Raw genomic sequence first — 21,392 nt, forward strand, 5'->3', positions numbered from 1 at the left:
GCTCACCTCCCAGGGAGCAGCAAAGAACGGTGCCATTCGAAGAAAGCGGGAAGGACGGAGCGAAGCACTCGGAAGGCTGATATTCCACCGCGTACCGTGCTGATCCGGACGAGTTCGTGTTCCGGGGCGTCCACGACCACCCGGACGGCCGCAACCGGGCGTTCGCCCGTCCGTACGGCGCTCAGGAGGGTGGCGGCGGACTCCATGTCGACGGCGATCGCGCCGGTCGCGAGCAGCGCGGAGCGCTCGCCGCCGCGCACGACGTGGTCGGAGCCGGTGAGCGGCCCGGTGTGCACGGTGCGGCCCGGCAGGGCCCGTACCAGCTCCTTGACCAGCAGTTCGGTGCCCACGCACGGGGTGCTGCCGCGCGGGTCGCGGGTCTCCTCGGCGACGACCAGGTCGCCGGGGTGCATGCCGGGGGCGAGCCCGGCGCAGAAGCCGGTGGCGAGCACGGCGGCGCCCGCCAGGGCCGGGTCGGCGAGGACCCGGGTGACGGAGCGCTCCGCCGCCCTGGGGCCCATGCCGGTGCGCAGCACGGTGACCGGCCCGTCCGCGCCGCCGCGGTCGCCCAGGCGCAGGGCCAGGTGCTCGATGCCGAGCGCGCAGGCGATCAGCAGCGGTTCCGGGACGGGGGTGGTCGCCATCAACCCCCCTCGACCCTGGTGAAGGGGTCGCCGTGGACGTACCGGCCGAGTGCGGTGAGCGGGAACACCTGCCGGTACAAGTGGTAGTTGATGGAGAAGTCCCAGGGGAAGCCGGTGCCGGTGAAGTACGGCTCGTCCCAGGAACCGTCCTCGCGCTGGGTCGCCGCCAGCCACCCGACACCCCGCTCGACGGCCTTGGAGTGCATCTCCCCCGCGGCCAGCAGGGCGAGCAGCGCCCAGGCGGTCTGTGAGGCGGTGGATGCGCCGCGTCCGCTCCAGCCGCGCTTGTCCTTGTAGGAGCGCAGGTCCTCACCCCAGCCGCCGTCGTCGTTCTGGACGGACTTCAGCCAGGCGACGGCCCGCCGGATCGCGGGGTGCGAGCCGGGCAGCCCGGCCGCGGTCAGGGCGGGCACCACGGACCCGGTGCCGTAGATGTAGTTGACGCCCCAGCGGCCGAACCACGAGCCGTCCGGCTCCTGTTCGGCGAGCAGCCAGGCGATGCCGCGCCGGGTGCGCGGGTCGTGGGCGAGCCCTTCGACGGCGAGCATCTCCACGACGTGCGCGGTGACGTCGGCCGAGGGCGGGTCGATGACCTCGCCGAAGTCGCAGAACGGCAGCCGGTTGGGGAACGGGCTGGTGTTGTCGACGTCGAAGGCGGCCCACGCGCTGTTCCTGGACTGCATACCGAGGGTCCAGCGCACGGCCCGGCCGATCGCCCCGTCCACGCGGTCGGGGTCGTGATGGCGGACCCGGCGCAGCGCGAGGACCACCTCCGCGGTGTCGTCGATGTCGGGGTAGTTGTCGTTGTGGAACTCGAACGCCCAGCCGCCGGGCGGGAGTTGGGGGCGCTTCACGGACCAGTCGCCGGGCCGGACGATCTCCTCGCCGAGCATCCAGTCGACGGCCTTGACCAGTTGCGGATGGTCGGCGGGAAGGCCCGCGTCGGCGAGCGCGATGGTCGCCAGGCAGGTGTCCCACACCGGCGACTGGCAGGCCTCGATCATCCGGGCGCCGTCCTCGCGCCACACGGTGAAACGGTCCAGCGAGGCCAGGCCCTCACGCATCACCGGGTGCTTCAGGTCGTAGCCGAGCAGGTGCAGCGCGATCAGCGAGTAGACGGCCGGCGGCTGGATGCCGCCCCAGCAGCCGTCGTTCTCCTGCCGCTCGATGATCCAGCGGGCCGCGGAGTTCATCGCGGCCTTGCGCAGCCGGCGCGGGGCGACCTTGCGCAGGACGTGCAACGCCTTGTCCAGACGCTGGAAGGCACCGTCCCAACTGGCCACCGAGGCAAGGGGCTTGGCCGGGTTGGGGTCGGCGGGGTCGGTGTGCAGCTCGTCGAGCGGGAAGGGCGCCGGGCGCACCGGGCGCTTGGCGGAGACGATCGTCAGCGGGACGATGGTCTGCCGGGCCCAGCAGCCGAAGTCGTAGATGTTGAGCGGCACCCACGGCGGCAGATAGATGAGTTCCGGGGGGAGTTCGGGCAGGTCCTCCCACTTCCACCAGCCGAACAGGGCCAGCCAGATCCGGGTGAACACCCGGGCCGCGGCGATGCCGCCGCGCTCGCGGATCCAGGCCGAGGCCTTCGCCATGTGGGGCGCGTCGGGGGCGTCGCCGGCCAGCCGCAGGGCGACGTACGCCTCGATGGTGGCGGACAGTTCGCCCGGTCCGCCGTAGAAGGTGGCCCAGGTGCCGTCCTCGCGCTGCTCGCCACGAATGAAGAGGGCCGCGGCCCGTGTGGTCGCCTCGTCGCGGATGCCGAGGAACTGACGCAGCAGCAGGTCCTCGGCGTCCATCGTCACGTTCGTCTCGAGGTCGCCCTTCCACCAGCCCTCGGGGTCCTGGCGGGCGAGGAGGTGGTCGGTGGCGCGCCGCACGGCACGTTCGGCGGCGAGCCGGACCCCGGCCGTCTCGGGGGTGATGCTGGATGGTTCGCTGGCCGCGGCAGCACGGGGCGGCAGGGCCCCGGTGCTTCCGTCGGTCGTCGCTGTCATGGCTTCCCCTTCACTGCAGTCGTGCGCGGTCGTGCGTCTGCTGTGGGTCCGCCGTCGGCCGGTGCGTCAGTGGTGCCCGGGGCACCGGCCGGCGACTACGCGAGGGTTATTCGGCCGATAGTGATCATCTCTTCCGTACGACGACGAAGTCGGCGAGCGCCGTGAACTGCGCCCGCACCCGCTCGGGCATGTCGATCGAGTGCAGCGCCTCGATCGCGACGGCGTGCTGGCGGCGGGCCTCCTCGGCGGTCCACTCGCGGCCGCCGGCCTCCTCGATGAGCTTGGCGCGGGCGGCGAACTCATCCTCGGAGAAGCTGGCGAAGTCGCTGCTCTCGGCGTCCGCGGCGAGCAGCTCACCGAGCTGGCGCGAGGCGGAGCCGCCCGCGGCGAGGGCGGCGACGACCGGCAGGGACTTCTTGCGCTGGCGCAGGTCGCTCCAGGTCTGCTTGCCGGTGGCGTCCGGGTCGCCCCAGATGCCGAGCAGGTCGTCGACGGCCTGGAAGGCGAGGCCGAGGTGGTAGCCGTACTTCTCCAGGGTGTCGGCGGTGCGGTCGTCGGCGCCGCCGAGGACGGCTCCGATGGAGCTGGCGCAGGCCAGCAGGGCGCCGGTCTTGTTGCCCTCCATCTCCAGGCACTCCTCGACGCTGACGCGGTCGCGGTGCTCGTAGGAGATGTCCTGGGCCTGGCCGTCGATCAGCGCGCGGGTGGCGGTGGTCAGCCGGCGCGTCGCGCGGCCGGCCTCCACGGTGCCGAGCTCCAGCAGGACCTCGTTGGCCAGGGCGAACAGGGCGTCGCCGACCAGGATGGCCTGGGCGGGGCCGTGCACCTTCCAGACGGTGTCGCGGTGGCGGCGCTGCTCGTCGCCGTCCATCAGGTCGTCGTGCAGCAGCGAGAAGTTGTGCACCAGCTCGACGGCGACGGCTCCGGGGATGCCGACCTCCGGCGCGGCACCGGTGACCTCGGCGGACATGATGGCGAGCGCGGGGCGTACGGCCTTGCCGCCGTCGCCGGCGGTGGGCCTGCCGTCGGCGTCGATCCAGCCGAAGTGGTAGGCGGAAACGGTGTCCATGGGAGACGCCAGGCGGTCGACGGCCGCCCGCAGTACCGGTGTGGCCAGGGTCCGGCCGCGCTCCAGGAGCGCGGTCACGTCCACCGCGGTCTCTCGAGCGGCCGTCGAGGCCGGGGGCACAGTGGGCACAGTCTCTCCTCTTGTTGCGGTACCGGGGGTGCGGGGGCGGCCTGCCGCGGGCTCGTCGAGTCTCATGCGGCCTCCTCGAACTCGAAGAGGTGGCGGGGGCGGGGCCGGCCCAGGGCGCGCAGCGCGGCGTCCGCCGCGCTCACACCGCTTCGGACCGCACTCTCCATGGTCGCGGGCCACCCGGTGGCGGTCCACGCTCCGGCCAGATAGAGGCCGGGGGCCTTGGTACGGGCGCCGGGCCTGAGGCGTCCGACGCCGGGGGCGGGGGCGAAGGTGGCGGTGCGCTCCCGGGTGACGAAGAAGTCCAGCACCCCGGCGCCCCGGGTGCGGGGCAGCAGCTTCTCCAGCTCGGGCAGGTACCGCTCGCGCAAGGCAGCCACGGGTTCGTCGATCTCGTCCTGTGCGGCCGACTGGGAGAGCGCCAGGTACTGGCCGGTCTTCAGACCGGAGGCGTGGGTGCGGTCGAAGACCCACTGCACGGGCGTGCCGAGCGCGGCGAGGAACGGCGCGTCGAGCACCTTGCGGTCGTAGACGACATGAACGTTCAGGATGGGCGCGGTACCGATCTCCAGCAGCCGCTCGGGCGCGTCGAGGGCTCCGGCGGGCAGCAGGTCGTACGTCTCGCGCTGCGGCACGGCGAGCACGACGGCGTCCGCCTCGATGGTCTCGCCGGGAACGTGAACGCTCCAACGTGCGTTGTCGTACTGGGAGATGGAGGTGACGCGTGTACGGGTCTCGGTGCGTACGCCCGCGGAGTCGAGCGCCTTGCGGGCCAGCTTGTCGTGCAGTTCGCCCAGCGGGACATGGGCCCAGCCGATGTCGGCGGCGCCCGGGTCGGACAGCAGACCGGTCTTGAACACCATCGCGGCGAGCCCCAGGGAGGCGTCCCCCGCGACCGCGTTGAGGGTGGCGACCCCGACCAGGTCCCACAGGGCCTTCACGGCGCGCGCCGACTGACCGTGCGCGGCCAGCCAGCTGCCGAAGTCGAGTGCGTCCAGGGCCGGGTCGGCGAGGTCGAGGCCCTTGAGCGCGAGCGCGGCACGGCCGACCTTGGCGCGGTCGGCGAGCGAGAGATGCGGGTAGGTGGCGAGGCTGCGCCCCAGGTGCAGGGGCACGGGCAGCGCGTCGCGCCGCAGTCTGCCGAGCCGTCGGCCCTCGGGCCGGGTCACGTCGAGGACGGGCACGTCGAGCCGGTCCTGGAGCGGGGCGAGGGCAGCGCCCTCGATCCGGTCGAGGAACCAGCGGTAGGCGGTGCAGCAGCGCAGGTACACGTGCTGGCCGTTGTCGACGGTGAGGTCGCCGCGCTGGAAGGAGAAGGCCAGGCCGCCCAGCCTCGGTCTGCCCTCCAGCAGGGTGACCCGCATCCCGGCGTCGGCGAGGGCGAGCGCGGCGGTGACACCGGCGAGTCCGCCGCCGACCACGACGGCATGTCTGCCCGCCCCGTCGGCGGCGTCGCCTGCGTTCGCGTATGGCCGCTCCTGCGGCTGTGTGCCGTCGCTCATCGCGCCCTCTCCCCCACGCCGGGGTCGTTGAACACTGCACGGCCCCCCGCTGAAGTCAGGGACGCCGCCCGGACACGCAGGGTTGCCCCGCGCCCGCGGGCGCTGCGGCCGGCTCGGTCGGTGCGGTGCATCAGGCGCGCCTCCGGACCGTGCGGCGCACGACGTGCCGGGTGTCCAGACCGGAGAGTCCGCGGACGGCGACGTATGCCTTCTCGTGGCCGGGCAGGGAGACACGGCCGCGCAGGACCGCCTCGGGGTCGCGTTCGATGCGGTCCAGGAGGCGGCGGTAGATGCCTGCCATGGCCGCGACGCAGGCGCCGCTGCGCCGGTCGAGCAGGGGCAGCAGCCGGTAGCCCTCGGCGAACAGGGCGCGGGCCCGGCGGACCTCGAAGTGCACGAGGCCGGCGAAGTCGGAGCCCTCCGGCGGGGTCGGCCCGCCGAAGCCGGCCGAGCAGCCGAACTTGGCGAGGTCGTCGGCGGGCAGGTAGGTGCGCCCGCCCTGGGCGTCCTCGCGGACGTCCCGGAGGATGTTGGTGAGCTGGAGCGCGAGCCCGAGCGTGTCGGCGTACTCCGGCGCGCGCTCGGCGCCGCGCGCCCCCGGTGCGGTGCCGAACACGCCGAGCGAGAGCCGGCCGATGGCGCCCGCCACACAGCGGCAGTACACCTTGAGGTCGTCCCAGGTCTCGTAGGTGTCGCCGCGTACGTCCTTCAGGACGCCGTCGATCAGTTCGTCCAGGCCGCCGAGCGGGATCGGGAAGGCCTGGGCGGCATGGGTGAGGGCGACCGCGACCGGGTCGGTGTCGTCCTCTGCGATGTCGCCCGCACGTACCCGGGCGAGCATCGCCCTGGTGTCCTCCAGCCGGGCGGCCTTGACGTCGCCGTCGAGCGCCCCGTCACCGATGTCGTCGACCCGGCGCGAGAACGCGTACAGCGCCGACATCGCCCGCCGCTTGGGCGTGGGCAGCAGCCGGATGCCGTACGCGAAGTTGCGCGCCTGCTGTTCGGTGACGGCCTCGCAGTAGCTGTAGGCGGCGAGTACCGGTGCGGACACGAGTGGATCGGCCTCCACGGTCCGGATCACCCCTCTCCTCGCAAAGTCACGCCCACCTCGCGCAGCAACTGGAATCTGCCGGGTTTCGGCGGGCCGGGAAGTACGTCGTGTTCGGCGGCGGCGATGGCGCCGAGCGCCGCCCTTCCCCCTGCCACGAACCCTGCGAGCAGCAGTTTCAGCCTGCCGTGGACGCTCCCCACCAGGGGGGCGCCGTCGTCCAGCAGCTCGCGGGCGCGCTGGGCCTCGTATGCAACCAGAGCGCGCACCGACGCGCCCGCGGTTTTCGCGGCGAGATCCGCCTCCTGGACATGGAATCGCTTCATGTCCTCGGCGGGCAGATAGATCCGGTCGCGGCCGAGGTCCTCGGCCACGTCCTGGAGGTGCTCGACGATCTGCAGGGCGGTGCAGATCGCGTCGGAGCGGCGGATGCGCTCGGGGGTGGCGGTGCCGGTGACGGCGAGGACGAGCCGGCCGACGGGGTTGGCGGACAGCTCACAGTAGGCGAGCAGGTCGTCGTAGGTCTCGTAGCGTCCGACGAGCTGGTCCTGGCGGTTGGCGGCGATCAGCCCGAGGAACGGTCCGGGGGTGAGCGCGTGGCGGCGGACAGTCGGCTGCAGCCGGCGCAGGAGCGGGTGGCGGGGTGCGCCGTCCGATCCGTCGAAGACGCGCCGCAGGTCGGTCTCGAAGGCGTCCAGCATGACCATGCGGTCCTCGGCCCGCTCCGCGGGGACGCCGAGCAGCCGGGCGTCGGCGCCGCCGGGGGCCAGGTCGCCGTCGCCGATGTCGTCGACCAGGCGGGCGAAGCCGTAGACGGCCATGAGGTCGGTGCGCCAGGCGCGGGGCAGGAAGAAGGGGGCCACGGGGAAGTTCTCGGTCGCGGCCTTGTCCAGGGTGTCGCGCTCGGGATCGCCGGTGCGCGCGGTGCCGGTTCCCGTCACCGTTCGCTGCCCTGGGCGGGGACGGCGCATGCCTCGCGGAGCCGGGGAGTTTCCGTCGCCATTGCCGTCACATCTCCCGTTCTACACTGCCGACCCAATACACACTATTTCGGACACGCCGCCCGGCGCCCGCCGCGGTGCCCCGGTGGGCGGTGTCGCGCATTATCGCCCCACTTGCCGCGATTGGGCACCGGTACAGCTTACGTTGTACAACGCCGCGCGGACCTCGGGGGTGTCCCGCACATCACAAGACAACACCGATTGCCGCCCAAGATTCCTGCGGGTGGCCGGAGTTGACGTTTCCTTTGCATGTGCGGGGCAGCAGGAGAGCCCCGCCGGAGCGCGTCCGGCGGGGCCCCGAGGGTGTCACCGGGTCACCTGGCGGTGAACTTCTCGTACTCCTTGAGCACCTCTTCGGTGGGGCCGTCCATGCGCAGCTCGCCGCGCTCCAGCCACAGCACCCGGTTGCAGGTGTCGCGGATCGACTTGTTGTTGTGGCTGACCAGGAACACCGTGCCGGCTTCCTTGCGCAGTTCGCGGATGCGGGCCTCGGAGCGCTTCTGGAACGAGCGGTCGCCGGTGGCGAGGGCCTCGTCGATCATCAGCACGTCGTGGTCCTTGGCGGCGGCGATGGAGAAGCGCAGCCGGGCCGCCATGCCGGAGGAGTAGGTGCGCATCGGCAGGGTGACGAAGTCGCCCTTCTCGTTGATGCCGGAGAAGTCGACGATCTGCTGGTAGCGCTCCTTGATCTCCTCGCGGGACATGCCCATGGCGAGGCCGCCGAGGATGACGTTGCGCTCGCCGGTGAGGTCGTTCATCAGCGCCGCGTTCACGCCGAGCAGGGAGGGCTGGCCGTCGGTGTAGACCTTGCCGCTCTCGGCGGGCAGCAGGCCGGCGATGGCCCGCAGCAGGGTGGACTTACCGGAGCCGTTGGAGCCGATCAGGCCGATCGCCTCGCCCCGGTAGGCGACGAAGGACACGCCCTTGACGGCGTGCACCTTGCGCACACCCCGCGCCGTGTCGTCGGAGCCTCGCTTCAGTATCCGGCTCAGGGCCGCCGTCGCGCTGCCCTTGCCGCCCTTGGCGCCGTTGACGCGGTAGACGATGTGCAGCTCGTCGGCGATGACGGTGGGGACTCGGGTCTCAGCCACGGCCGTACCTCTCCTCGGCCTTCCAGAAGTACACGAACCCGCCCACCATGAAGAGCACGGCCCAGCCGGCCGCGGCCGCCCAGACGTGGTTCGGCAGGTTCTCGGAGCCGTAGCCGTCGATCAGCGCGAAGCGCATCAGGTCCATGTAGATCGCGGCCGGGTTCCACTGCAGGACGTTCGCCAGCCAGGCCGGCCTGTCCTGCAGCATGATCGGGATGGAGAACATCACGCCGGACGCGTACATCCACGTACGCATCACGAACGGCATCAGCTGCGCGAGGTCCGGGGTCTTCGCGCCGGCCCGCGCCATGATCAGGGCGAGGCCGGTGTTGAACAGGAACTGCAGCGCCAGCGTCGGCACGATCAGCAGCCAGGACAGGTCCGGGTAGCTGCCGAAGCCGGCGGTCACCGCGAACAGCACCAGCATCGAGAACAGCAGCTGCTGGAGTTGCTGGAGCGCGAAGGACACGGGCAGCGAGGCCCGCGGGAAGTGCAGCGCGCGCACCAGACCCAGGTTGCCGGAGATCGCCCGGACGCCCGCCATCACCGAGCTCTGCGTGAAGGTGAACACGAACACGCCGGTGACCAGGAACGGGATGTAGACCTCGCGGGACATGCCGCGGTCGGCCTCGAGGATGACACCGAAGATGAAGAAGTAGACGGCCGCGTTCAGCAGCGGGGTGACCACCTGCCACAGCTGGCCGAGCTTGGCCTGGCTGTACTGGGCGGTCAGCTTCGCCTGGGAGAAGGCCAGGATGAAGTGCCGGCGGCCCCAGAGCCGGCGGACGTAGTCGACGAGCGAGGGCCTGGCGCCGCTGACGGTCAGGCCGTACTTCTCGGCGAGCTGGGCCGCCGTCATGGTCTCGTCGGGGGACGGGGACGCGGTCACCGCGACTCCTCCGTCCTGGGTGGTCTCACTCACTGGTGGAAACTTTCCGTCTTCGATGTACGCAGCCGATGCGGGCGTGGCGGGACCGGCGGGCCCAGGGCCTGTCGATGAGGCCCTGTCGCCGGTGCTCCCAGGTCGAGCTTGTCAGATCACCGGGGGCCGGCCCAGTCGGGTCAGCCGCCACACCGTACGCCACTTCATCGGCCGGCGAGGCCCGCAGGACGTGGTCCAGCCTTCCCGGAATCCGCCGAACCACGCCTTCAGCGCGGGCCGCGAGGGCCTGCGCGCCAGGGTGAGCAGCAGCCACACGCCGAGGTAGACCGGGACCAGCAGGGCGGGGAGGTTGCGGCGGGCCAGCCAGACCCGGTTGCGGGCGACCATCCGGTGGTAGACCGCGTGCCGCGAGGGCGCGGTCGTCGGGTGGTACAGGACCATGTCCGACCGGTAGTCGATCATCCAGCCCGCGTCCAGCGCCCGCCAGGCCAGGTCGGTCTCCTCATGGGCGTAGAAGAACTCGTCGGGCAGCCCGCCGACCTCGGCGAACACCTTCGTACGGACGGCGTTGGCGCCGCCGAGGAAGGTCGTCACCCGCGAGGAGCGCATCGGGTCGGAGGCCCGCAGCCGGGGGACGTGCCGGCGCTGGGTGACGCCGGTGTCCGGGTCGGCGATGCGGAAGCTGATGATGCCCAGCTTGTCGTCCGCCGCGAAGGCCTGCCGGCACAGCTCGGCGGTGTCGGTGCGGGCGAGCAGGCCGTCGTCGTCGAGGAACAGCAGGATGTCGACGTCGGTGCCGCCGGGACCGAAGGCCTCGATGCCGACGTTGCGGCCGCCGGGGATGCCGAGGTTCTCGGGCAGCTCGACGGTGCGGACAACCGACGAGAACTCCGTGACGTCAGGGACCGGCGAGCCGTTGCCGACCACGACGACCTCGACCGGGTCGCCGTCCTGCCCCGCGACCGAGTCGATCAGGGCCCGCAGCTCGTCGGGGCGGTTGCCCATGGTGATGATCACCGCGCCGACCTTCATGGCACTCACTTCAGCCTGCTGGAAGCGAGGATGGACACCAGGTGCAGCAGCGTCTGCAGCACCGCGACACCCGCCATCACCGCGACGCCGAGCCGCGAGAAGAACAGGTCGCCGCGCGCCTGGTCGGCGAAGGCCAGGAGCAGGATCACCAGCGACGCCTCGATGCCGAGGATCAGGCGGTGGAACTTCAGCGCGGCGGCGGCCTTGCGGGCCAGTGCCATGCCGGAGGAGCGCATCTCGGCGGCGGCCTCCTTCACCGGGGGCAGCCCGCCCTGGTGCCGGGCGACCGCGACCAGGTCGGTCTCCGCCTTGATCAGGATCGCGCCGAGCGCGGCGAGGGTGCCGAGGAACGCCCACAGCCAGTCGATACGGCCGCTGCCCCACACGTCGGCGGCCCGCAGGCCGAAGCCGACCAGGACCGCGGCGTCGGTGAGATAGGCGCCGACCCGGTCGAGGTACACGCCGTTGAGGGAGTACTGCTTCTTCCAGCGCGCGACCTCGCCGTCGACGCAGTCCAGCAGCAGGTACATCTGCACCGCGACCGCGCCGAGGACCGCGCCCGTGACGCCCGGCACCAGCAGGGCCGGGGCGGCGAGCACGCCGAACAGGGTCATCAGGTACGTGAGCTGGTTGGGTGTGACGCGGGTGTTCACCAGGTGGCGCGTGACCCGCAGGGACACCTCACGCATGTAGAGGCGCCCCATCCAGTGCTCACCGCTGCGCCGGTCCTTGACCCCCGGGGGGTGGACGACCGGACGGAGTTCAGCTACCGATGGCCTTGACATAGTCGGCGTAGATGTCCTTGATCTGGTCGGTTTTCAGGTCGAGGTGTTCGAGGATCGTGTAGCGGCCGGGCCGGGTCTCCGGGGCGAACTCCACGACCTTGACGAACTCGTCGGTCGTGAAGCCGATCTCCTCCGGGAGCACCGGAAGCCCGTGCCTGCGCAGCACCTCGGCCATGGCGGCCGACTCCTCGTGGGCCCCGCGCAGATACATCGCGAAGGCCGCGCCCAGGCCGCACTGCTCGCCGTGGGCGGCTGCGCGGCGGGGGTAGAGCAGGTCGAAGGCGTGGTTGATCTCGTGGCAGGCGCCGGAGGACGGGCGGGAGTCGCCCGACACCGACATGGCGATGCCGCTGAGCACCAGCGCCTCGGCGAGCACCTGGAGGAAGCCGGTGTCCGCGATGGTGCCGGGGTGGCGCAGCACGGCCTCGCCGGCCTGCCGGGCGATGGCGGCGGCCAGGCCGTCGATCTTCTCGCCCTTGACCCGGTGGGCCAGCTCCCAGTCGGCGATGGCCGAGATGTTGGACACCGCGTCGCCGATCCCGGCCCGCACGAAGCGCACCGGGGCCTCCCGGATGACGTCCAGGTCGATCACGACGGCGATCGGGTTCGGTACGCCGTAGGAGCCCCGCCCTGCGTCGTTGTCGAGCGTGGCGACCGGTGAGCACAGGCCGTCGTGCGCGAGGTTGGTCGGTACGGCGACCAGCGGCAGGCCGACGCGCGCCGCGGCGAACTTGGCGCAGTCGATGATCTTGCCGCCGCCGAGCCCGACGAGCGCGTCGAAGTGGCCCGCCTTGATCTCGGCGGCCAGCCGGACGGCGTCGTCGAGGGTGCCGCCGCCGACCTCGTACCAGGTGGCGCCGGGCAGGGCGGGCTGGAGCCGCTCGCGCAGCCGGGCGCCGGAGCCGCCGCTGACGGCGACGGCGAGGCGGCCGGAGTGCGAGATGCGCTCGTCGGCGAGCACACCGCCGAGGTCGTCGAGGGCGCCGGGGCGGATGTCGACGACGACGGGTGAGGGAATCAGCCGGGTCAGTAGCGGCACGCGATCTCCCGTCCCCGGGCGAGATCGTCGTGGTTGTCGATCTCGACCCAGTCGACCTCGCCGATCGGCGCGACGTCGATCCGGAAGCCTCGGTTCACGAGCTCCTGGTAGCCGTGCTCGTAGAACTGCTGCGGGTCGGTCTCCCAGACGGTCTTCAGCGCGTCGGCCAGCTCGGGGGCGGCGTCGCCCTCGATCAGGGTGACACCGATGTACTCGCCCGTCGCCTCGGCGGGGTCCATCAGCTTGGTGATCTTCTTGACGCCCGTCTCCGGGTCGACGACGACCTTCATCTCCTCGTCGGCCAGGTCCTTCACCGTGTCCAGGGCGAGGATGATCCGCTTGCCCTCGCCGCGGGCGGCGAGCAGCGTCTTCTCGACGGAGACCGGGTGCACGGTGTCGCCGTTGGCGAGGATCACGCCGTCCTTGAGGGCGTCACGGCCGCACCACAGGGAGTAGGCGTTGTTCCACTCCTCGGCCTTGTCGTTGTCGATCAGGGTGAGCTTGAGGCCGTACTTGGCCTCCAGCGCTTCCTTGCGCGCGTACACGGCCTCCTTGCGGTAGCCGACGATGACCGCGACCTCGGTCAGACCGATCTCGGCGAAGTTGCCGAGGGTGAGGTCCAGGACCGTGGGCTCGCCCTCTATGCCCGCGGGCCCCACCGGCACCAGTGCCTTGGGCAGGGTGTCGGTGTAGGGGCGCAGTCGGCGTCCGGCGCCGGCCGCCAGCACGAGGCCGATCATGCGGGTTCTCCTTCATCGTGTACGGCGGGCGCCCCTGCGGACACCCAGAAGCGGATGCTCTCCACGAGCACCACCAGGGCGACGACCACGGCCACCGCAGTGAGCGCGAGCGTGAACTGCGAACCGGTGAGCAGCGCGGCCAGCACGACGACGAGCAGCGTCCGCCCGTCCTGCCCCCCGATGGCGCGCACCAGCCAGGCCGGGGGCGCTCCGGCGTTCCCGCGGATGCGGTACACCGTGTCGTAGTGATGGTAGGCGACCGCCGCCACCAGGCCGAAAGCCGCAGGAAGGGCTCCGTTCACCTCGGACTTGGCCGCGAGGATCAGGACGGTGCCGTATTCGGCCGCCCGGAAGAAGGGCGGGACCAGCCAGTCGAGGGCGCCGGTGAGGGGGCGGGCCAGGGCGAGGGCGGAGAAGCAGACGTAGAAGACGGCGGCGAGGGCGGACAGCCGGCTGCCGTACGGGGCGATACCGGCGGTGACCACGATCACGGCGGCACCCGTCAGCGCCGAGGCGAACGGGGTCTTCAGCGGCCACGCGACCTTGCTCAGCCCCTCCGCGAGCGGGCCGTTGTCGGCGAGGTCCGCCAGCGCCTTCGCCGCCCGCTCGGTGCGCTCCGCCCTGCGCGTCAGGGACCGCAGCACGCGGCCGGCCGTGGTGTAGGTCGCCGCGAAGGCGCAGCCGATGAGCAGGGCGTAGAAGGTGATGCGGGGCGTGGTGGCCGCGGTGAGGATCGCGATCATCGCCCAGCGCTCGCCGATCGGCAGCACGATCATCCGGCGCACCCACACCGTCCAGCCGACGCTGTCGAGCTTGTCGGAGAGGGCGGCGGTGGGGCTGGTGTTGGCGGTGGCGTCGTGGTTGGCCTCGTTGAAGGAGAAGTCGACCACGTGCCGGCAGGTCTGGAGGATCATCGCGCCGAGGGCGAGGGCCCACACGTCGTCCCCGCCGCGGGCCGCTCCCAGTGCGAGGCCCGCGTAGTAGGCGTACTCCTTGGCCCGGTCGAAAGTGGCGTCGAGCCAGGCGCCGAGCGTGGAGTACTGCAGGGAGTAGCGGGCGAGCTGGCCGTCGGTGCAGTCCAGCACGAAGGAGAAGATCAGCAGGACGCCGGCCGCGACGAAGCCGCCGCGGGTGCCGGTGGCCGCGCAGCCCGCCGCGATCAGCGCGGTGAGCAGGGACGCGGTGGTGACCTGGTTGGGGGTCAGTCCGCGGCGGGCGCACCAGCGGGCGATGTAGCGGGAGTAGGGGCTGATGAAGAAGGTGGTGAAGAAGCCGTCGCGGGCCTTCACGGCCGACTTCAGGCGTACGGCCTCGTCGTCGACGGCCGTGACGGCCTGCCGGGCCTCGTTGCGGGCCTGCGGGTCGGCCGGGACGGTGGCGACGAGGGAGCCCAGCTCGGGGCGGTGCAGGCCGGCGCCGTCGGCGTCCAGGGCGGTGATCAGGCGGTCGGCGAGGCTGTCGACGGCGACCGGGCCGGTGCCCTCGCCGCTCTCCCGGGTCAGGGCGCGGGTGAGGGCCTGGCGGCCGGCCGGCTGGGCGGTGACGGCGCCGGGCACGGCGGCCAGCGGGAAGCGGGGGTCGGTCAGACCGAGGCGGAGGGCGTGCACATGGCCGACGAAGCGCGGGTCCACGACCGCGACCCGCTCATCGGCCGGGGCCTGCGCCAGCAGGGCCGCGGTGTCATCGGCGCCGGAGGCCACGCGGACGTCGAAGCCGAGGGACCGCAGATCGCCCTCGATCGACGATCCGGGGACCGGCTGACCGGTGAGGATGGCGGTCGGCAACCGAACTCACTCCCTGGGTCCCGACGCGCCCGCGTCGGTCATGTACATGATGGGGACGCCCCTTGGCTGCACCAGGCGGGCGGCATGTCGGCAGAGGCTATCGGATGTTGGGAAAGCCGCGTTCACCGGCCGTTCACGGTCCGGTCGACACGGTCTGCTCGTGACCTCCGTCGCGATCATCATGGGTGATCCGGGGCCGGGCAGACAAAATTCGCGGTTCCAGAACGGACATTCGCGACGTACGGCCGTTCCGCGACCTGCGGCCGGCCCGCTCGCCCGCCCGTGGTCCGCTTAGGGTGGCTCACCATGACATGGCTGATCACCGGCGGTGCCGGATACATCGGGGCTCATGTGGCGCGGGCCATGGCAGGGGCCGGGGAGAGCGTGGTGGCGCTGGACGACCTCTCGGCCGGCGTCCCGGCACGGCTGCCCGCAGGGGTCCCGCTGGTCCGGGGCTCCGCGCTGGACGCGGACCTGCTGCGGCGCGTGTTCGCCGAGCACCGGATCACCGGAGTGGTGCATCTCGCGGCCCGCAAGCAGGTCGCGGAGTCGGTCGCGCGGCCGACCTGGTACTACGCGGAGAACGTGGGCGGTCTGGCCACACTCCTCGACGCGGTCGCCGAGGCCGGGATCCGCCGCTTCGTCTTCTCCTCCTCCGCCGCCGTCTACGGCACCCCGGATGTGGACCTCATCACGGAGGACACGCCCTGTGCGCCGGTGAACCCCTACGGCGAGACCAAGCTGGCCGGCGAGTGGCTGGTGCGCGCCGCGGGCCGGGCGCACGGCATCGCGACGGTGTGCCTGCGCTACTTCAACGTGGCCGGCACGGCCGCGCCCGAGCTGGCCGACACCGGGGTGTTCAACATCGTCCCGATGGTCTTCGACCGGCTGACCCGCGACGAGGCCCCGCGAATCTTCGGCGCCGACTACCCGACGCCCGACGGCACCTGCATCCGTGACTACATCCATGTCGCCGACCTGGCCGAGGCCCACCTCGCGGCCGCCCGGCGCCTGGCCGCCGAGGACGCCACGGGCGACCTCACGGTCAACATCGGCCGTGGCGTGGGGGTCTCCGTGCGCGAGCTGGTCACCCTGATCGGCGAGGTCACCGGTGACACCCGCCCGGCCCTGGTGGAGGGCCGGCGCCCCGGCGACGCCCCCCGCGCGGTCGCCTCGGCCGACCTGGCGGCGAAGGAACTGGGCTGGACCGCACGGCACGACGTCCGCGAGATGGTCGCGTCGGCGTGGGAGGGGTGGCAGCGGCTGCACGCTCGCTGAGCCGCTGACCTGCGGTTCGTTTGCGCAGGTCAGGGCATATGACAACGGTGTTCAGTGCCGCGTTGCCGGATACCCCCCTCCCGTAGTTGACTGGGTGCCCCGGGCCGAACACAGGAGGGCGTTTTTCATGGGGGCTGGCCATGACCACGGGCACACGCACGGGCACGCCTCGCCGGGCGGTACCGCGACCGCGGCGTACCGCGGACGGCTGAGGGTCGCTCTCGCGATCACGCTCGGCGTGATGGTGGTCGAGATCGTCGGCGGTTTGGTCGCCGACTCCCTCGCCCTGATCGCGGACGCGGCGCACATGGCCACCGACGCCCTCGGCCTCGGCATGGCGCTGCTGGCGATCCACTTCGCGAACCTCCCGGCGAGTGCCAACCGCACCTTCGGCTACGCCCGCGCCGAGATCCTCGCCGCCCTCGCCAACTGTCTGCTGCTGCTCGGCGTCGGCGGCTACGTCCTGTACGAGGCGGTCCAGCGGTTCATCACGCCCGCGGGCACCGAGGGCGGGCCGGTGGTCGTCTTCGCGCTGGTCGGTCTCGCCGCGAACCTCGTGTCGCTGACGCTGCTGATGCGCGGCAGCAAGGACAGCCTGAACGTGCGCGGCGCCTTCCTGGAGGTCGCGGCGGACGCGCTGGGCTCGGTCGCGGTGCTGATCTCGGCCGCGGTGATCCTGACCACCGGCTGGCAGCCGGCCGACCCGATCGCCTCGCTGGTGATCGGCCTGATGATCGTCCCGCGCACCCTGCGGCTGCTGCGCGAGACCCTCGACGTGCTGCTGGAGTCGGCCCCCAAGGGCGTCGACATGGCGGAGGTGCGCTCGCACATCCTGGCGCTGGACGGGGTGGAGGACGTGCACGACCTGCACGCCTGGACGATCACCTCGGGGATGCCGGTGGTGTCGGCGCACGTGGTCGTCAGCGGGGAGGTCCTGAACGCGATCGGCCACGAGAAGATGCTGCACGAACTCCAGGGCTGCCTGGGCGGCCACTTCGACGTCGAGCACTGCACCTTCCAGCTGGAGCCGGGCGGTCACGCCGAGCACGAGGCGCACCTTTGCCACTGACCCTCGGGGGATCTGCCGCGGCCCGATCGGGTGACTCCGGCGTCGGCGCCCCGGGCGGAGTTCGCCCATCGGGCCCCTCTTATGGCGTACCGCGAGCGGGAAGTGCGGGGAGCGCCTGTTCCGTACGGCAGACTGGGGCGCGAGGACCGAGGCGAAGGATGGGTATGCCGATCACACCTGCCACCGCGACGCCGAACGCGTCGAAGGGCACCGCGGAAGCGATCTTGCTGGAACTCGTCGACGAGGACGGCGTGACGATCGGCACCGCGGAGAAACTCGCCGCCCATCAACCGCCGGGGCAGCTGCACCGGGCGTTCTCGGTGTTCCTCTTCGACGCCCGTGGCCGGCTGCTGCTCCAGCAGCGCGCGCTGGGCAAGTACCACTCCCCCGGCGTGTGGTCCAACACCTGCTGCGGCCACCCCTACCCGGGCGAGGCGCCCTTCGCGGCGGCGGCCCGGCGGACGTACGAGGAGCTGGGGGTCTCCCCGTCGCTGCTGGCCGAGGCGGGCACGGTGCGCTACAACCACCCGGACCCGGACTCGGGGCTGGTGGAGCAGGAGTACAACCACCTCTTCGTGGGCCTCGTGCAGTCCCCGCTGCGGCCGGACCCGGAGGAGGTCGGCGACACGGCCTTCGTGACGCCCGCGGAGCTCGCCGAGCGGCATGCCAAGGACGTGTTCTCCGCCTGGTTCATGACCGTCCTGGACGCCGCGCGCCCGGCGGTCCGCGAGCTGACGGGCGACGCGTCCGGCTGGTGAGCCTCAGGGCTCCCGACGGCCGGTGGACCTCAGGGCCGCGCGGTGGTCGGTGAGCCTCAGGGCCGCACGACGGTCGGTGAGCCTCGGGGCCGCACGGCGACCGGTGAGCCTCAGGGCTGCGCGGTGGGCTTGAGCGGCAGGGCGGCCCAGATCACCTTGCCGCCGCTCGCCGTGTGCTCCACGTCGCACACGCCGCCCGCCTCACGGGTGATCTCCCGCACCAGCAGCAGCCCCCGGCCGCCGGTCTGGCCGTGGTCGGCCTCCAGGGCGGTCGGGCGGTAGGGGTGGTTGTCCTCGACGGACACCCGCACCCACTCCGCGCCCACGGCGACCTCCACGGCCAGCATCGGCGACAGCAGGGCCGCGTGCCGTACGGCGTTGGTCACCAGCTCCGAGACGATCAGCAGCAGCCCCTGCACCAGGTCGTCCGAGACGGGCACGCCCTGTCGGTACAGCAGGTCCCGCACGGCGTGCCGTGCCTGCGGGACGGAGGCGTCCACGGCGGGGGCGGTGAACCGCCAGACGCCTTCGTACGGCAGCGGGTCCGGCGGACCCGTCTCAAGGGGCGCGTCCGCGCCGCCTGCTGGGTGTGGGGCGGGCCCGCACCCGTGGGTCTCCATCGTCCGGTCGCCACCCTCGCGCTCGATTGTCACCACACGTCGAGTGTTGGTAATGAGTCGCTCCGCTCCGGATGACTGACCACAACTCACCGACTATCGAGCGTTTGTGACCACCTGCGTATGACAGGGTCAGTTGTGGGACTGCTCCTGCCCCTCTCATGCCGACTTCGCGAACTTTTCGGGTTGTACGGGTTTGCGTGCGGCCTCGCCCTTTTTGCCGGGGGTTCTTCCCGGGTCCGGGTGATCCGTCGCACAGCGGCGCGCACCGGGGTGCGGGTTAGCATCCGGCCCATGGAGCCGCAGCTGCTGCACAGCGTCACCGAGTCCGTGGCCACGGTCGTGATCCACCACCCGGCCAAGCGCAACGCCATGACCGCCGCCATGTGGGCCGCGCTGCCGCCGCTGCTGGACCGGCTCGCCGCCGACACGGCCGTACGGGCGCTGGTGCTGACCGGGGAGGGCGGCACCTTCTGCGCCGGGGCGGACATCTCCACGCTCCAGGGCTCGCCGCAGCGGGCGCAGTCGCTCGCGGGGGACGCCGAGGAGGCGCTGGCCGCCTTCCCGAAGCCGACGCTCGCGGCGATCCGGGGGCACTGCGTGGGCGGCGGGGCCCAGTTGGCGGCGGCCTGCGATCTGCGGTTCGCCGAGGAGGGCGCGCTGTTCGGGGTGACACCGGCCAAGCTGGGGATCGTCTACCCGGCCTCCTCCACACGCCGACTGGTGTCCCTGGTGGGGCCGGCCACCGCCAAGTACCTGCTGTTCTCCGGCGAGTTGATCGACGCGCAGCGGGCGCTGCGCACCGGCCTGGTGGACGAGGTGCTGCCGGAGGGCGAACTCGCCAAGCGCGTCGGGGAGTTCACCCGGATCCTGACCTCCCGCTCGCAGCTCACCCAGGCCGCCGCCAAGGAGTTCGCGAACGGGCGCACCGACCGCGACGCGCACTGGTCCGAGCAGGCGCGCGGCAGCGGCGACACCGCGGAGGGCGTCGCCGCGTTCCTGGAGCGCAGGCCGCCGCGCTTCACCTGGACTACGTCAGGATGAAGCGGCTCTTGCCGCGGAACTCCTCCACCAGGTGCGCGGGCGCCTTCGCCGGCGAGCCCGCGTCGTAGGGCGGCTGGGGGTCGTACTCGGTGAGCAGCTGGACGGCCTGGGCGTGCTCGTCGCCGGCGATCCTTCCGACCAGGGCGAGGCCCATGTCGATGCCGGAGGAGACGCCGGCGGCGGTGACGTACTTGCCGTCGAAGACGACGCGTTCGCCGGTGGACTCCACGCCGAGGCTCGCCAGGAAGTCCAGGGCCAGCCAGTGCGAGGTCGCCCGGCGGCCCTCGAGCAGCCCGGCCCGGGCGAGCAGCAGGGAGCCGGTGCACACGGACGTGGTCCAGGTGCTGGTCGCGTCCACCGCGCGCAGCCAGTCGAGCAGGGCCACGTTCTCCATCTGCGGCGTCTGTCCGGGACCGCCGGGCACGACCACGATGTCCGGGTGCGGCACTTCGGCGAAGGTGCGGTCGGCGACCATCGCGAGCGCGCCGGTGTCGGTGCGGACGGGGCCCGACTCCTCGGCCACGAAGACGAGTTCGGCGTCGGGGAGACGGCCGAGGGTCTCGTAGGGGCCGACGGCGTCGAGGGCGGTGAAGCGGTCGTAGAGGACGATCGCGATCTGCATGGGTGTCCCTTCGTCGGGGGTCATTCGGTGGTCGCGGGGCGGAAGCGGCGCCGGTACTCGGCCGGGGCCGTTCCGAGGATGCGTACGAAGGCGCGGCGCATGGCCTCCGGTGTGCCGTAGCCGCTGGCGCGGGAGATCTCCTCCACGCCGTCGCCGGTGTCCTCCAGCAGCCGGCGGGCGTGCTCCAGTCGGACCCGGTCCACGTAGCGGCCGGGGGTCAGCCCGGTCTCCGTGCGGAAGGCGCGGGCGAAGTGGCGCGGGGAGAGCCGGGCGCGGGCGGCGAGCGCCTCGACGGACAGGTCGCCGCCGGGGTGCTCGGTGATCCACTGCTGGACGTCGCGCAGCGGTTCGCGCGACGCGGTCTGGGCGGCGAGCTGCGCGCTGAACTGGGCCTGGTTGCCCGGCCGGCGCAGGAACACCACCAGATGCCGGGCGACCGTGAGCGCCACGTCCCGGCCAAGGTCCTCCTCCACCAGGGCGAGGGCCAGATCGATGCCCGCGGTGACACCGGCGGAGGTGCACACGTGCTCGTCCCGCACGAAGATCGGGTCGGCGTCGACGTCGATCTCCGGGTGGTCGCGGGCCAGCTTCTCGCAGTACGCCCAGTGGGTCGTGGCGCGTCGGCCGTCCAGCAGTCCGGCCTCGGCCAGCAGGATCGCGCCGGTGCACACGGACACCAGCCGCCGGGCGCGCGGGCCGTTGCGCCGCAGCCAGTCCACGAGCCGCGGGTCCGCGCGGCGGGTGCCCCGGCCGCCCGGCACCACCAGCAGATCCGGCCCGGCCTCGTCCGGCAGCGCCCCGTCCGGTACGAGGGTCAGGCCGCTGGAGGTGCGTACGGGACCGCCGTCCAGGGAGGCCGTACGGATCTCGTACGACCCCGGCGTGCAGGTGTCCGCCCCCGCGAAGACCTCCACGGGGCCTGTGACATCGAGGCTCTGGACGTCGTCGAAGAGGACCACGAGCACGGTTCGCTGCGCCATGCCTCGATTCTTCGGAACCCCGCCGACGGCCGCAATGACGAGCACCCCACCTTTCCTGCCATGTGTGCGCGGGGACGCGCGCGGTACCCGGCGGACACGGCAACGAGAGGAGTTCGACGTGTTCCGAGCCATAGCGGATGTTCTGCGCCAGATCGGCGGGGCCATCGCGACGGTCGTGACGCTGCCCTTCCGGGCGGTGGCCCGGCTGTTCGGGGGTGCCTCGTCCAGCGGCCGACGCGGTGCGCGCCACGTATGAGGGGCCGCCTGCCACGCCCGTCCGCCTGCC

At 72.3% G+C, this 21,392-nt stretch carries 21 protein-coding genes; 5 read left to right on the plus strand and 16 right to left on the minus strand.

Translation table 11 applies throughout. From position 1 onward, the window contains the following. Positions 1-2 precede the first annotated feature (2 nt). From ACIQ6Y_RS02755 to ACIQ6Y_RS02815, 13 genes are all read right to left on the minus strand, one after another. Positions 3-644 (minus strand): 1-hydroxy-2-methyl-2-butenyl 4-diphosphate reductase, encoded by a 642-nt coding sequence (locus ACIQ6Y_RS02755; RefSeq protein WP_404031873.1) that lies wholly within the window; start codon positions 642-644, stop codon positions 3-5. Next, positions 644-2,635, minus strand: coding sequence for a squalene--hopene cyclase (gene shc / locus ACIQ6Y_RS02760; protein WP_404031875.1), 1,992 nt, complete (start codon positions 2,633-2,635; stop codon positions 644-646). Before shc ends, ACIQ6Y_RS02755 begins: the two co-directional genes overlap by 1 nt. A 124-nt stretch (positions 2,636-2,759) precedes the next feature. Beyond that, a complete protein-coding gene (locus ACIQ6Y_RS02765; protein WP_404031878.1) occupies positions 2,760-3,899 on the minus strand; it encodes a polyprenyl synthetase family protein in 1,140 nt (379 codons plus the stop codon). Further along, on the minus strand, positions 3,896-5,335 hold the full coding sequence (gene hpnE / locus ACIQ6Y_RS02770) for a hydroxysqualene dehydroxylase HpnE (protein ID WP_404031881.1): 1,440 nt from the start codon (positions 5,333-5,335) through the stop codon (positions 3,896-3,898). The genes ACIQ6Y_RS02765 and hpnE overlap by 4 nt, the downstream gene beginning before the upstream one ends. Positions 5,336-5,465: 130 nt before the next feature. Then, positions 5,466-6,416 carry a presqualene diphosphate synthase HpnD gene (hpnD, locus tag ACIQ6Y_RS02775; RefSeq protein WP_404031884.1) on the minus strand — a complete coding sequence of 317 codons (951 nt, stop codon included), beginning with the start codon at positions 6,414-6,416 and terminating at the stop codon, positions 5,466-5,468. Further along, positions 6,413-7,324: a squalene synthase HpnC gene (gene hpnC / locus ACIQ6Y_RS02780; protein WP_404031887.1), complete on the minus strand. Its 912-nt coding sequence runs from the start codon at positions 7,322-7,324 to the stop codon at positions 6,413-6,415. The genes hpnD and hpnC overlap by 4 nt, the downstream gene beginning before the upstream one ends. Positions 7,325-7,698: 374 nt before the next feature. Then, a complete protein-coding gene (locus ACIQ6Y_RS02785) occupies positions 7,699-8,475 on the minus strand; it encodes an ABC transporter ATP-binding protein (protein ID WP_404031890.1) in 777 nt (258 codons plus the stop codon). Further along, the gene (locus ACIQ6Y_RS02790) at positions 8,468-9,397 is read right to left on the minus strand and encodes an ABC transporter permease (protein WP_404031893.1); all 930 of its coding nucleotides are present in this window, start codon (positions 9,395-9,397) and stop codon (positions 8,468-8,470) included. Before ACIQ6Y_RS02790 ends, ACIQ6Y_RS02785 begins: the two co-directional genes overlap by 8 nt. Before the next feature lie 111 nt (positions 9,398-9,508). Continuing rightward, on the minus strand, positions 9,509-10,390 hold the full coding sequence (locus tag ACIQ6Y_RS02795; protein WP_404033667.1) for a glycosyltransferase family 2 protein: 882 nt from the start codon (positions 10,388-10,390) through the stop codon (positions 9,509-9,511). A gap of 5 nt (positions 10,391-10,395) precedes the next feature. Continuing rightward, positions 10,396-11,175 (minus strand): CDP-alcohol phosphatidyltransferase family protein, encoded by a 780-nt coding sequence (locus ACIQ6Y_RS02800; RefSeq protein ID WP_404031896.1) that lies wholly within the window; start codon positions 11,173-11,175, stop codon positions 10,396-10,398. After that, complete coding sequence (locus tag ACIQ6Y_RS02805; RefSeq protein WP_404031899.1) at positions 11,153-12,214, minus strand: iron-containing alcohol dehydrogenase family protein; 1,062 nt, start codon at positions 12,212-12,214, stop codon at positions 11,153-11,155. Before ACIQ6Y_RS02805 ends, ACIQ6Y_RS02800 begins: the two co-directional genes overlap by 23 nt. Next, on the minus strand, positions 12,202-12,954 hold the full coding sequence (locus ACIQ6Y_RS02810; protein WP_404031902.1) for a sugar phosphate nucleotidyltransferase: 753 nt from the start codon (positions 12,952-12,954) through the stop codon (positions 12,202-12,204). Before ACIQ6Y_RS02810 ends, ACIQ6Y_RS02805 begins: the two co-directional genes overlap by 13 nt. Then, positions 12,951-14,738: a DUF5941 domain-containing protein gene (locus tag ACIQ6Y_RS02815; protein ID WP_404031905.1), complete on the minus strand. Its 1,788-nt coding sequence runs from the start codon at positions 14,736-14,738 to the stop codon at positions 12,951-12,953. Before ACIQ6Y_RS02815 ends, ACIQ6Y_RS02810 begins: the two co-directional genes overlap by 4 nt. Positions 14,739-15,044: 306 nt before the next feature. Here ACIQ6Y_RS02815 and galE point away from each other — a divergent pair, with 306 nt between their 5' ends. The 3 genes from galE (at position 15,045) to idi (ending at position 17,843) form a co-directional block, all read left to right on the plus strand. Beyond that, entirely contained in the window at positions 15,045-16,016 is a 972-nt protein-coding gene (galE, locus tag ACIQ6Y_RS02820) for a UDP-glucose 4-epimerase GalE (RefSeq protein ID WP_404031908.1), read from the plus strand. Positions 16,017-16,143: 127 nt separating this feature from the next. After that, positions 16,144-17,085, plus strand: a complete 942-nt coding sequence (locus tag ACIQ6Y_RS02825; protein ID WP_404031911.1) for a cation diffusion facilitator family transporter — start codon at positions 16,144-16,146, stop codon at positions 17,083-17,085. Between the two features lie 164 nt (positions 17,086-17,249). Further along, positions 17,250-17,843 carry an isopentenyl-diphosphate Delta-isomerase gene (gene idi / locus ACIQ6Y_RS02830; RefSeq protein ID WP_404031913.1) on the plus strand — a complete coding sequence of 198 codons (594 nt, stop codon included), beginning with the start codon at positions 17,250-17,252 and terminating at the stop codon, positions 17,841-17,843. A 110-nt stretch (positions 17,844-17,953) separates the two neighbouring features. Here idi and ACIQ6Y_RS02835 read toward each other — a convergent pair whose 3' ends face one another. Continuing rightward, positions 17,954-18,463: an ATP-binding protein gene (locus tag ACIQ6Y_RS02835; RefSeq protein WP_404033669.1), complete on the minus strand. Its 510-nt coding sequence runs from the start codon at positions 18,461-18,463 to the stop codon at positions 17,954-17,956. 291 nt (positions 18,464-18,754) lie between these two features. On the opposite strand from ACIQ6Y_RS02835, the gene ACIQ6Y_RS02840 reads away from it, so the two are divergent. Beyond that, complete coding sequence (locus tag ACIQ6Y_RS02840) at positions 18,755-19,504, plus strand: enoyl-CoA hydratase/isomerase family protein (RefSeq protein ID WP_404031916.1); 750 nt, start codon at positions 18,755-18,757, stop codon at positions 19,502-19,504. Here the strand turns inward: ACIQ6Y_RS02840 and ACIQ6Y_RS02845 are convergent. Together ACIQ6Y_RS02845 and ACIQ6Y_RS02850 are read right to left on the minus strand one after the other, a co-directional pair. After that, positions 19,491-20,126: a DJ-1/PfpI family protein gene (locus ACIQ6Y_RS02845; RefSeq protein ID WP_404031919.1), complete on the minus strand. Its 636-nt coding sequence runs from the start codon at positions 20,124-20,126 to the stop codon at positions 19,491-19,493. The genes ACIQ6Y_RS02840 and ACIQ6Y_RS02845 overlap by 14 nt on opposite strands. A gap of 20 nt (positions 20,127-20,146) precedes the next feature. After that, a complete protein-coding gene (locus ACIQ6Y_RS02850) occupies positions 20,147-21,106 on the minus strand; it encodes a GlxA family transcriptional regulator (RefSeq protein ID WP_404031921.1) in 960 nt (319 codons plus the stop codon). A gap of 118 nt (positions 21,107-21,224) precedes the next feature. On the opposite strand from ACIQ6Y_RS02850, the gene ACIQ6Y_RS02855 reads away from it, so the two are divergent. Further along, positions 21,225-21,362 carry an LPFR motif small protein gene (locus ACIQ6Y_RS02855; protein WP_404031924.1) on the plus strand — a complete coding sequence of 46 codons (138 nt, stop codon included), beginning with the start codon at positions 21,225-21,227 and terminating at the stop codon, positions 21,360-21,362. Positions 21,363-21,392: the final 30 nt, after the last annotated feature.

Origin of the sequence: Streptomyces sp. NPDC096205 (genome assembly GCF_044763135.1) — a bacterium.
Lineage (GTDB): Bacteria > Actinomycetota > Actinomycetes > Streptomycetales > Streptomycetaceae > Streptomyces.

Excerpts from the sequence above, each read along its gene's own strand:
- ACIQ6Y_RS02810 (WP_404031902.1), bottom strand. The coding sequence starts at position 12,954 with ATGATCGGCCTCGTGCTGGCGGCCGGCGCCGGACGCCGACTGCGCCCC.
- galE (WP_404031908.1), top strand. The coding sequence starts at position 15,045 with ATGACATGGCTGATCACCGGCGGTGCCGGATACATCGGGGCTCATGTG.
- ACIQ6Y_RS02755 (WP_404031873.1), bottom strand. The coding sequence starts at position 644 with ATGGCGACCACCCCCGTCCCGGAACCGCTGCTGATCGCCTGCGCGCTC.
- ACIQ6Y_RS02835 (WP_404033669.1), bottom strand. The coding sequence starts at position 18,463 with ATGGAGACCCACGGGTGCGGGCCCGCCCCACACCCAGCAGGCGGCGCG.
- ACIQ6Y_RS02840 (WP_404031916.1), top strand. The coding sequence starts at position 18,755 with ATGGAGCCGCAGCTGCTGCACAGCGTCACCGAGTCCGTGGCCACGGTC.
- shc (WP_404031875.1), bottom strand. The coding sequence starts at position 2,635 with ATGACAGCGACGACCGACGGAAGCACCGGGGCCCTGCCGCCCCGTGCT.
- ACIQ6Y_RS02845 (WP_404031919.1), bottom strand. The coding sequence starts at position 20,126 with ATGCAGATCGCGATCGTCCTCTACGACCGCTTCACCGCCCTCGACGCC.
- ACIQ6Y_RS02795 (WP_404033667.1), bottom strand. The coding sequence starts at position 10,390 with ATGAAGGTCGGCGCGGTGATCATCACCATGGGCAACCGCCCCGACGAG.
- ACIQ6Y_RS02850 (WP_404031921.1), bottom strand. The coding sequence starts at position 21,106 with ATGGCGCAGCGAACCGTGCTCGTGGTCCTCTTCGACGACGTCCAGAGC.
- idi (WP_404031913.1), top strand. The coding sequence starts at position 17,250 with ATGCCGATCACACCTGCCACCGCGACGCCGAACGCGTCGAAGGGCACC.
- hpnE (WP_404031881.1), bottom strand. The coding sequence starts at position 5,335 with ATGAGCGACGGCACACAGCCGCAGGAGCGGCCATACGCGAACGCAGGC.
- ACIQ6Y_RS02800 (WP_404031896.1), bottom strand. The coding sequence starts at position 11,175 with ATGTCAAGGCCATCGGTAGCTGAACTCCGTCCGGTCGTCCACCCCCCG.
- ACIQ6Y_RS02825 (WP_404031911.1), top strand. The coding sequence starts at position 16,144 with ATGGGGGCTGGCCATGACCACGGGCACACGCACGGGCACGCCTCGCCG.
- ACIQ6Y_RS02765 (WP_404031878.1), bottom strand. The coding sequence starts at position 3,899 with ATGAGACTCGACGAGCCCGCGGCAGGCCGCCCCCGCACCCCCGGTACC.